The organism is Paenibacillus sp. AD87, assembly GCF_001659845.1.
Lineage (GTDB): Bacteria > Bacillota > Bacilli > Paenibacillales > Paenibacillaceae > Paenibacillus > Paenibacillus marchantiae.
Genome location: NZ_LXQN01000016.1, coordinates 142070 through 153058, shown reverse-complemented (window position 1 = coordinate 153058; position 10989 = coordinate 142070). Strand labels below are relative to the sequence as shown.

The window sequence follows — 10989 nt, the reverse complement described above, 5'->3', positions numbered from 1 at the left end:
AAGTGACAGATTGCTCCGTCTTTCCAGTTCTCTTCAGGAGAAGAAAACAGCTATTCGGTATTAGCTACCGTTTCCGGTAGTTGTCCCAAACTTGAGGGCAGGTTGCCTACGTGTTACTCACCCGTCCGCCGCTAACTATCAGAGAAGCAAGCTTCTCTTCAAGTCCGCTCGACTTGCATGTATTAGGCATGCCGCCAGCGTTCGTCCTGAGCCAGGATCAAACTCTCCAATAAAGTATTGAAAAGAGCGATAAGCTCATTTTGAAACTGACGAGATTAAAAATCTCATTTATGCTTCGAAATCATACAGTCCGAAGACGTGTACCAATTTCTCAGCGTCGATCTTGCAAGCAAGATCGTTACTCACTCGTTGTTCAGTTTTCAAAGATCAAACTTGTTTCATTGCCTTGTGTTGTTCACCTCAGCAACTTTTATATCTTATCACATCCGAACCAACTTTGCAAGCTCTTTTTTTAAGTTTCGTTCGAAGCTTATCTCATTCGCTTGCCGCACCGTGTTTCTTGTGTTTTCTTGGCCGGAATTAGAATATACCATGTACAAAAATAAATTGCAACCCTTAATTAATATTTTTCTATCTCCGTTTTATGAGAACAAATAGAACCGTTATATCTCCCTTCTATTTATAATCAATCTTTGTCTTGCAATCAGCCCCCATCTGCTACACTCAATAGATATGACAATGTTGAATATCATTAACTTATTGAGAAAGGTAATAGTTAATGTTCATAGTAAACTGAGATTCTATTCGTTTTGAAGAAACACTATTTAGTAGCTCAAAGGATACTTAGTCTTGTATCGCACATATCTATTAGCCTCTATAACAATATATGAAATCAGATTTTAAGAAAATACATCTAATAGATATTAACTCTCTCCATGAGAGATAAGTAGTTACTCGTGTATCTGTTCTTTCATATAAAAGAATAGTTATTGAATAATAAAAGGAGTGGCGTATATTGTTAGCCAACCTCTCACCACCACCTTCTCCCCCTCAGCCCCTGAACCTTCCCATCATAACTGTATCGTAATACCGAGCCGCGTGTCGTCGATCCTTTTTCAAAGTCCCCTCTATCTCGAAGCCCATTCTTTTGTAAAGCTCCATCGCTTTATCGTTCGTCCCCACCACGTTCAATGTCATCTTCTCAATTCCATTCGTGTCTGCCCAATCTATTGATAGTTCGAGTAGTTTCTTGCCGATCCCGTAACCCCAGAACTCTTTCGCTACACAAACGCCAAATTCAACCTTATGAGAAAATCGCTTTAGATCAACACCTTCACACCTGGAATACCCGACGATTTGTTCCTTTACAATAGTAACGAGAAACAGGTTTCTCTCTTTCTCCGAGTCCAAACGGATTATTTGTTCAAATCTAGCTGGATCAATAAAGCCTTCACCTTGCTCACGATCCATATACTCGGTTTCTCCATCCATCTGTAAACGAAGTGAAGACAATGCCTCAGCATCCTTTTCCATTGCGGACCTAATTGAATAGGTCAATCCTTTTACGTTAAACTCCTGTTGATCGATGATCATACGTTGTAATCCGTCCAATCTATTTTATTTTGCTTACCCTATTGATGGCTCTACCCCACCTCAGACGGACTCTTGCCCGTAAGCATCTTAAACACCTGACTGAAATACGTCGCGTTGCGGAACCCCGTCATCTCACTAACCTCGTAAACCATGTAATGCCCTGACTGTAATAGCTCCAGTGCACGTTGAATCCGATACCCGTTTACATAACTCACAAAGTTTTCTCCGGTTACCCTCTTGAACAGCTGACTCAAATATTTGGGGTGTACAAACAGTCCCTTGGCAATGGCTTCAAAACTAATCTCTTCAGCATAATGCATTTCAACGTACTGTTTTACCTGCTCCACTAGTTTATTGGTTTTTTTCTCGCCCATTTCTTTACGTATCTGTTCCATCCAGTTTCGAATAATACCATCCATCCAGCATATCAGATCCTGCAGCCCATATTTCGATTGAATTTCCCGCAAAAAGTGGCTCATCGAGAGCGGTGGTGCCAGCATGGGATAATGCCGGTTCCAACTATGAATTAACGTGTCGAACAGGCTCACAGCCACAACCTGCACATCCTGAATACTGGTACCACCCCCTTCTTCCAGCAGATTGCGAAGGTGAACCCATATCTCCTCTGCCAGATCAGTCCTCATACCTGCCCATGACTCACTCCATTGTCGCAGCAATTGCGAGTAATCCGTTGCGCTCGGGGTTAACGCATCTGATGAATCATATCGATATACACGGCTCCCGCCCTGAAACTCTGCTTTCTCCAGCGCCTCTCTGCTCTCCAGATAGGAGTCCATCACTTCGCATAAGTGCTCTTTGGACGTTCCAATACCTGCGCTCATTTCGATTTTGAGATACGTAAAAATCTGATCAATCATCCGTTCAACAATGGACTCAAATTGCTCTAGCGGGTCCTTCTCGTCAAATAGAAGCAGCACTAACACCTGGTCCGAGTAATCCACGATTTCCACCTGGCAGTCGTTTATCTGCGAAGTCTGCTCTTTGACGGTCTCCTGAATAATATCAGCTGCCCCATATCTTAATAGCTGCCAGTCCCTCTCTTTCATCTTTGTCAAAAATGCAGGCCGGTACAACTGTAGACTGATGGCGCGCACTTGAGAGGGTATACGAATGCCCACATAATCCATACGCTCCGCAGGTAACTCCTCTTCCCGGTAGCGTGTGGTTAACAACTCGTGAAGAAACAATTTGCGAAGATAGGGAACCACCCGCCCAATCTCCTGTTTGTACGTCTGCTCCAGCTGCTCTCGCCGCTCACGCACATCCTCTTCCAGTAGCACCTCACGCAGAACAGACTCAATCTCCTCCACTTCCGCAGGCTTTAGCAAAAAATGATTCACGCCCCAGCGCATGGCCGCCCGGGCATTCTCGAATTCGTCATATCCGCTAAGAATGATGATCGGCAGATGGGGATGGTCCCGCCGCAGCGCCTGCGTGACCTCAAGTCCTGTCATTCCTGGCAAATAGACGTCCGTCATCACAAGATCAGGGCGCAGCTGTTGGAACAGCTCCAGTGCGTCCACGCCATTGGAAGCTGTTCCTGCAATGTGGAGGCCAATGGATGGCCAATCAATATGGTCGGTCAATGCTTTCACAATATGCGGGTCGTCGTCTACGAGCATAATGGTTTTCATTCATTTTCACCGCCCAGCCATAAGTTTAATTGTTCTTCCGTCTCGATACGCGGCAGTGTAATGGTCACTTCTACTCCGCCTAATTCACCTGCGAATATATCAACGCCGTACCCAGTGCCACAATACAGTTGAATGCGTTGATGTACATTTCGTATACCAATGCCAGTCGTCTCCTCCAGCTTCCAACCCTTAGGCAAGCCCTGTCCGTTATCCTTTATGCAAATGATGATTTTGGGTGGTGGATCGTTGCTCTCCGATTCCCGCATATCCACCTGTATGCGAAGTTGTCCTTCCTTCGGCTGCCCATGCATGACCGCATTTTCAATAAAGGGCTGCAAAATGATTTTGGGAATGTAACAACCTCGCACTCTCGGATCAATCTGTTCCTGATAATCAATAGAGAACGGCAGCCGCTCCGACTGAATGCTAACGTAACAACGAGCATGCTCCAACTCATCCCGTACTCGGATGAATAATCTGCCACCGCTCAATCCAATACGCAGCAGTTTGCTGAGTTGTACAATCATGCGGCTGATGTCCTTGGCTTCATAATCGAGAGCACGCCAGTGGATCATGTCAAGTGTGTTGTACAAAAAATGCGGTTTGATTTGCGCCTCCAGTAAACCGGTCTGTGCTTCACGCTTCGCCCGGCTCTCTTCCTTGACCTGCTCCATCAACTCCGTCAACTGTGAAGCCATATGGTTGAATCCATACGCCAAATGGGCATATTCTTCGGTAAACGAAAGCTGAACCCGGGTATTGAAATCCCCCTTCTCCAGTTGCCTCATCCGCTTGATCAACTGACGTAAAGGACGAACAATCCGCCAAACGAACAGATACGCAAGTACCGCTGAAAATAGTAATCCCAGCACAGCTATTCCAAGGACCTGCCATCCGGCCTGCCTCACAGGAGATAACAGGGTGTGAACAGGGATGGTCTGTACCAGTCGCCACTGAAGCATGGCAGGTCTTGAATACAGAACCAGCTGCGCTCCACCAGGCTTGCCGGAAACCACTTCAAATCCGTCCTGCCCATGTTCAACATGCTCCTGAATCCATGCACGATCAACGACTGGTTCGCTTTCCCCAGCAGCAGCTGCATTAGCAGATACATTAATAGAAGGAAAAATTTTTGAGGCTCCATGAATTAAGCTTGAATCCTCAGCAGAATTCACCCCTAAATTGTCATCGCCCATCTGCATGACGACGTTGCCTGCGGTATCCACCAACAGCACCTGTCCATCCAGCACCATCGGCATATCCGCAAATCTGCGTACAATATCGGCGCGACTCAGGCGGATGAGCACGTAGGCTACCGTACCACCCCGGCTGTCAAAGATTCGCTGGGCGTATCCGATTAGCGATTGGCCTGATTCGTTTTCCCGCAGAGGTACCCAAGCCGCATCCGCATGCTCCAGTGCAGCAAACCATGAATCACCGGCAATCGTATCCACTGAATAGATGCGGTCGGCCATCGTGACAGTGACACCGTTGAAGGCATCCGTATACAGCTCCACTGAGGTAATACCTTCACTGACTACCACCGTATGATCCAATATTTTGGACACCTCACGCCGTTGGTGGATCTGTGTCAGCCTTCCCGTTCCCTTCGTTTCCAGCAGATTCGACAGCTCACGGTTGCTCGCTAAAGAGTAAGCCGTGCCTGTCACACCTGTAATAAAATCAAACCCTCGGCGTGTACTCTCATTCAGAAGAGCAAGTCGTGCTTTGCTGATCTCGGTAAACGTGACGGCAGAGAACGACTGGTATGCCAGCCAGACAATAACCGAGACGAGCAGCAGGTTAAACGCAATAAAGCAAGTCACCATCAACGTGGAGAGCTTGCTTTGTTGCAGCTTATGATTTAGGAATAAAGATAATCTTCGTTTCCGCATTAGGAATCAACTCGTTTCGTCTTGGAATTACCCTTTGAGCCCAGAGGTCGCGATTCCTTCCACGAAATACTTTTGACACACGATAAATACGATAAAACAAGGCACCAGTGACAGTACTGACATCGCAAACATCGGTCCCCAATCGGATTGGGAACTGGAATCGAGGAACAGGCGTAAGCCTAGCGGCACCGTATATTTGCTGACATCACTCAGATAGATCAACTGGCTGAAGAAGTCATCCCATGTCCACAAAAAGGTAAAGATCATCGTCGTCACCAGCGCCGGAAAGGCCAGCGGAATGATAATTTTGGTGTAAATTCGTACAGGACCACATCCATCAATCGTAGCCGCTTCATCCAACTCTTTAGGCAATCCCCGAAAGAACTGGACCATCAGGAAAATGAAGAAGGCATCGGTCGCCAGCCATTTCGGCACTACAAGCGGCAGATACGTATTCACCCATTCCAGATGGTTAAACAGAATATATTGAGGAATCAGCGTCACATGGTGTGGCAGCATGATCGTCATCAGCATTAAGCCAAAGCAAATCGCTTTGAACCGAAAATTTAATCTGGCAAAGGCATACGCCGCCATCGAGCAAGAGATAACATTGCCAAGCACAGCGCCCAGCGACAGGACGACCGAGTTGGTCAAAAAACGGGAGAAGGGATTGCCCTGAATCCCCGTCCAGCCATTGATGTAATTTTGCCAATTCCATGCTTGCGGCCAGAACCAGGTCTCGGTGAAAATCATATGTCCCGGTTTGAATGAACTACCCAGCATCCAGAGCACCGGGTACAGCATGACAAAGGCAATGACCGAGATCAGTACATGTTTGGCGACTACCCACGCAGCAGAGTTTCGTTGTCCAATCATGATTTTCCACCATCCTCATAGTGCACCCACAGCTTGCTGCTGCGGAATACCAGCAATGTAAAGACACCGATCAGAATCACCAGCACCCAGGCCATCGCGGACGCATAACCCATCTGGAAGAACGAGAACCCTTTTTTGTACAGGTATAAAGAGTACATTAATGTTGAATTGACTGGCCCCCCGCTGCCGTTACTGATGACAAAAGCCTGAGTAAATGACTGGAAGGAGGTAATCAGCTGCATCACGAGATTGAAAAAGATAACCGGCGACAGAATCGGCAGTGTGATATAAAAGAATCTCCGGAGTGGGCCTGCTCCATCAACGGCGGAAGCTTCGTCATACTCAGGTGGAATCTGCTTCAATCCTGCCAGGAAAATAATCATCGACGATCCGAACTGCCATACGGACAGCAGTACGATCGAATACAGGGCATATTTCGGGTTGGCGACCCAATCGGGTGCCTTAATGCCGACCATGGCAAGCACCCCATTAAGCAGACCGTCACCGCCCAGCATTTTGCGCCACAGCATCGCAATCGCGACACTGCCCCCAAGCAGGGTTGGAATGTAATACACCGTACGGTAAATGCCAAGCCCACGAATGCCCTTGTTCAACAGCATCGCCACCAGCAGGGCAAAGATCAGCTTGATCGGTACGGATACGGCGACATACGTAAATGTGACTTTGAGCGATTGGATAAACAGTTTATCCGATGTAAACATCGTGGTGTAGTTATCCAGACCGACCCAGGAAGGGGCGGCCAGGATACTGTAGTCGGTGAACGAAATGTATAAGGAAACGAGCATCGGCCCAAGTGTCAGAAATAATAAACCAACCAGCCATGGGGCCAGGAAAAGAAGCGCTGCTCCATTATGGGCATATCTCCGTTTCACCCGCTGGGCTGTCACACGCTCAGTTCGTGCTTGACTGACCTGTGTTGTACTCATCTTCGCAACCTCCCCGCGGAATATGAAGTCTGGAACCGTTCAAGTGTTATTGACTTGATGCAAGTGTCGCCTTGGCCCCTTCAATGAACTGGGCAATCACATCCGGTGTATTGTCTTGTCCAAAGGCAATCTGCTCGCTTGCACTCTTGAAGCTGGTATCCACTTCGGAAAATCCTTGCGGGTATGGCGGATCAATTTCACTGGAGTTTTTCGATACCACATCGATAAATTGGAAGATAGCTTGCTCCGCTTCTGGCAGTGTAGGCTGCATCTTCTCACGGATGCTGGCATTGACGGGTACTCCGCGTTCCGAGCCGAGAATGGCGGTAGCTTCGGGATCATTTACCATGAAGTCGATAAACATCGCCACTTCCTTCGGATGTTTCGTTTTGGCATAACCGGACAGGAACTGACCTGCTTTCAGGTATTCACCGATTTGCTTTTCACCCACACCGTGCGGAAGCACTTGTATCCCAAGCTTATGATCCTGGTTTTTGTTAACCTGCTGGAACGTCAGCAATTGGTTAGACCAGGCAAAGTCCATGGCAGCTGTACCAAGTGAGATCGGGCGTGTCTCCAGTGCATTCGTAGTGGACGCCGTCACTTCTGCGGAGGTAGCACCTCCGTTCTCACGAAGCGCCCCCCACATGTCAAACCATTGCTGTAACTCCTCGCTGGTCGCTGTCAATGTTCCGCCATCAAATAGCCCCTTGCCTGTTTGCCGGATAAATACCTCAAACATGTTGGTAGTTCCCGATACATCCGCCGAACCGTAGAAACCGTCACCCTTCTCCGCTGCAATCTTGGCAGCTACGTCACTAAAATCCTTCCACGTCCAGCTTTCCTGCGGCTCCTCGATTCCGAGCTCCTGGAATACGGTGGCATCATAGATGACACCTGGTGCATTTACACCCAATGTAATCGCGTATAATTTATCGTCAATCGATCCGGCTTTAAGCATGCTCTTGTCATGGTCTTCTGTGCGCAGCTCTTTGCTCTCTGCGTATGGGGTCAGGTCAAGCAATGCACCACGCCGGGCAAAATCGGTTAGAAAAGCGTAATCCATCTGTATGATATCCGGTGCATTTGAACCGGCTACCTGTGTGGTCAGCTTGTCAAAGTATCCATCCCAACCGGAATATTCCGGCTTGATGGTAATCCCATGGTGTTTCTCTTCAAACAGCTTAATCACTTTGGTCGTAAGATCGTGTCGAGTCTGTGATCCCCACCAAGTCATACGAAGTTCAATATTGCCGGAAGTGCCCCCTTCTTCTCCTTCATTGGTTGAAGCAGACGGTGCTGATGACCCTCCGGAACAGGCTGTAGCGAACATTAACAGGGATAGGCAGAACAGAGTTACCCACTTTTTGGTATTCAACATGAATGAATTTCCTCCCCTTTTGCTTTTATGGAATCGCTTACAAAAACTATTGTAACGGCCTATGGCTGCTCATGACATAAACAAAAGTAAGCTTTCCTGTCAAAAAAGTAAGGGGTTGGGACAAATGTCCATTCAATTGTCTTCAATATTCATAGTGATTAAATAACCACCAGGAATGATGCTCCCGGTGGTTATTCATATATACTGCATTCCTCGTGCCGCGTACTCTACTTCGCTCCATCTCACCAGTGGTCATCCAGCCGTCTGCAATGAAACGTTAGAGTAGCTATCATGTGAGAATTCGATCAAGGTATCCTGTAGTTTTACTGACACTTTCAGGATTGCGTCACAGCAGTTGATGACACCTTAGGCTGGGCCAGATGTTTCTTCATCTTCGCCACTTCGGTTCCTGCCAGCATCATAATGCCAATACCGTGATTGTCATTCGTTACCGTGAGCAGGTCCTTATTGTAATATTCTGCGGTAAAGGCATATCTCGAGCCACTGCATACACCATGTACATTACCCTGACGATCAATCGCTTTACGGGTTAATCCGTTCCAGGCCCGCTCAGCCGCTTCAATGTAACGTGCAGGTTGATATAACCAACCAAAACGTACTCCCCGTGCAAAACCATAAGCAAACATCGCTGTACAGGAGGCTTCCTGGTAGGTTTCCGAATCATTCAATACCTGATGCCACAATCCGCCCTCTCCTTGCAGAGCTGCATATCCTTCACATAATTCATTGAAGAAGGCAATTAAAGTCGGGCGCTCCGAATGCTCTGCTGGCAAAGCTTCCAATACCTCAGACAGCGAAAAAAGCGTCCAACCATTTCCCCGTCCCCACGGAATTTGTGTCGCCTGTCCATATTTAAAATCGTATACGTGGGACATGATCTTGAATTCAGGCATGAACAGATATTTCCGATACAATAAAAATTGTCTAGCAGCTTCATCCAGTGCTGAATTATTTCCCGTCAGTCGGGCATACCGCACAAGAAACGGAGTGCTCATATAAAGGTCATCTGCCCACATCGTATTCTCGGCAAATTCACCGATACACTCACGGTAAAATGCACCGTCCTCCTGTCGCTCCAACCGGGTCAACATAAAATCTGCAATTCGATCGGCAATCGGCAAAAACGTCGGCTCCTGACATTCGGAATAGGCTTCCAGCATGGCGGAGCCAAAAGAGCCACAGTTATCCAGCATTTTCATCATAACCAGCTGCTGGTTAACCGCTGGGAAACCATACTGCTCCCGATCCCATAATGAGTACTCATCCATACGGGTACACGCCTGCACATGTTCTGACGCATAACGCGTAATGTCGGGCCGCTGCAAATAACGTCCAGTTTGCAACAGACCATATACGGTGACACCTAAAGGATAGTCCCAGCGACCATAGTTGGTTACACTGCCTACGGTCCATTTGTTACTGAGCATTGCATTTTCATAATAAGGACGTATCCACGCATCCGGTCTGTCCAGTCGCCAATATATGCGTTCCTTCCGTCCTTTAAACACCCGATCAGTGCGCATTAGATCCTGCAAATCAGGTTCGACGTCCTCCGATTCAAAAGGTCCTAGATATAGCCACGGCTCTCCAGAAGCTCCGTGCACACGCTGGGGAAGCTCCAGTTCCAATTGCTCTCCATTCACCGTTGCATTTATTACAAAATTCCATGACTCAGCCGTATCGCTACATTCACTGCGAATCAACAGGTCATTCCGTCCAAAAGATGCGGGCATGTTCACCTCGAACGGACCCGCTTCCTTCAATTGCACTGCCGATACGCCGTTCAGCCATATATTCAGTGGTCCGTAAGATTGACCAGACAAACGGATCGGGCAATCACTTGAATCCCTGTTGATTAACCGTGTCCACGCATAGACTTGCTGACCTGGAAGATGTCCGTATATTCTCTCCAGGGATGGTTGCGTCTGTTTCTCCTCTGACCATTGCGCGTCAGGCAGCCAATCTAGTCTGTGATCCTCTTCTGACCCGAGCAGATTCCATTCCGGATGATTCTCCTCCGAACTTATCGGTTTGGAATACACCCATCCGGCCTGTCCCTGTCTCTCCTGGAAAGGAGCAAGCACATTCAGAATACGCACTTTCCCCTCGTCCGAGCCAAACTGGCATCCAAAGCCCGCAGGTGTATACTTCATCTCCAGCAACAACATATTCCATCCCGGTTTAATGTCGATTCCCAGTTTCACAGTCGCGTCCAGGTTGATCTCATCCATGACCGTGGAGCGATATACCAATTGCTCGTTAAAATAGAAGCGAACCGGTCCATAACAGCGGATCAGCACATCCAGATTTCGATCTTCATCCCCCCATACCAGCGCTGCGGCATAAGAAATCTGACCTTTCTGTGCATCAGGGAAACGTTTACTCAAATTCAGATCATACAGACCCTTCTCATTTTGCAAAATACCAGACTTCTGAAATACGCGATATACAAAATCAGCCTGCGCGTTGGCACCTATATACCTCTCTGCCAGCACCTTCAGCACCTGATCCTGATCTTCTCCGAATCGATAGTACATACTCTGCGGTTCACTTAAATACGTTGTCATTGAATGCCCACATTCCTCTCCCGATGGAATACATAGGTATAGCGCTTAACCTTTGTGAGAAAATCCCTTTTTGGTGAACGTTGATGATCCTCG

At 47.6% G+C, this 10989-nt stretch carries 7 protein-coding genes and 1 rRNA gene; all 8 read right to left on the bottom strand.

From position 1 onward, the window contains the following. A 16S ribosomal RNA gene (locus gpAD87_RS23695) occupies positions 1-233 on the bottom strand; the annotation flags it as partial. Positions 234-1011: 778 nt separating this feature from the next. Continuing rightward, positions 1012-1554 carry a GNAT family N-acetyltransferase gene (locus gpAD87_RS23690; RefSeq protein WP_064641303.1) on the bottom strand — a complete coding sequence of 181 codons (543 nt, stop codon included), beginning with the start codon at positions 1552-1554 and terminating at the stop codon, positions 1012-1014. A gap of 50 nt (positions 1555-1604) precedes the next feature. Then, positions 1605-3209 (bottom strand): response regulator, encoded by a 1605-nt coding sequence (locus gpAD87_RS23685; RefSeq protein ID WP_064641301.1) that lies wholly within the window; start codon positions 3207-3209, stop codon positions 1605-1607. Then, positions 3206-5104, bottom strand: coding sequence for a cache domain-containing sensor histidine kinase (locus gpAD87_RS23680; RefSeq protein ID WP_064641300.1), 1899 nt, complete (start codon positions 5102-5104; stop codon positions 3206-3208). Before gpAD87_RS23680 ends, gpAD87_RS23685 begins: the two co-directional genes overlap by 4 nt. A gap of 27 nt (positions 5105-5131) precedes the next feature. Beyond that, a complete protein-coding gene (locus gpAD87_RS23675) occupies positions 5132-5980 on the bottom strand; it encodes a carbohydrate ABC transporter permease (RefSeq protein WP_064641298.1) in 849 nt (282 codons plus the stop codon). Continuing rightward, positions 5977-6927: a carbohydrate ABC transporter permease gene (locus tag gpAD87_RS23670; RefSeq protein ID WP_082935326.1), complete on the bottom strand. Its 951-nt coding sequence runs from the start codon at positions 6925-6927 to the stop codon at positions 5977-5979. Before gpAD87_RS23670 ends, gpAD87_RS23675 begins: the two co-directional genes overlap by 4 nt. A 46-nt stretch (positions 6928-6973) precedes the next feature. Next, positions 6974-8308 carry an ABC transporter substrate-binding protein gene (locus gpAD87_RS23665; protein WP_064641296.1) on the bottom strand — a complete coding sequence of 445 codons (1335 nt, stop codon included), beginning with the start codon at positions 8306-8308 and terminating at the stop codon, positions 6974-6976. 335 nt (positions 8309-8643) lie between these two features. Beyond that, positions 8644-10896 (bottom strand): glycoside hydrolase family 88/105 protein, encoded by a 2253-nt coding sequence (locus gpAD87_RS23660; RefSeq protein ID WP_064641294.1) that lies wholly within the window; start codon positions 10894-10896, stop codon positions 8644-8646. Positions 10897-10989 lie beyond the last annotated feature (93 nt).